This window comes from Streptomyces sp. P9(2023), from assembly GCF_032436795.1.
In the GTDB taxonomy this organism is placed as follows: domain Bacteria; phylum Actinomycetota; class Actinomycetes; order Streptomycetales; family Streptomycetaceae; genus Streptomyces.
Genome location: NZ_JAUPWM010000399.1, coordinates 1 through 278 on the forward strand (window position 1 = coordinate 1; position 278 = coordinate 278).

Annotated in this window: 1 protein-coding gene; it reads left to right on the forward strand. The window is 47.8% G+C overall.

The window, feature by feature from the left end:
- A partial coding sequence (locus Q5762_RS38095; protein WP_315896893.1) for a hypothetical protein occupies positions 1-248 on the forward strand: 248 nt, incomplete at its 5' end.
- Positions 249-278: the final 30 nt, after the last annotated feature.

The window sequence follows — 278 nt, forward strand, 5'->3', positions numbered from 1 at the left end:
TGCCATATTGGGATAGCTTTAGCCTCCTTGATCCGTCAACGTGGTTCTCGCGTGATTACGATAGCGTTGGCTGTCGAGTCAGAGTGATGGTTGAAGGAGAACTAGCAAGAGAACTGCATGGGAAGGTTGGCTATCACGGATGCGGGCTTGACACTGTTGGATATGTTTTTGAGTCCGAATCTCCCGATGGTGATTTATGGATTGATTGCGAAGATGATGTTGTTTGCGAAGTTGAGCGGCTAGATTGATCGTTCCACAGATGAACCGCTGAGTCCTAT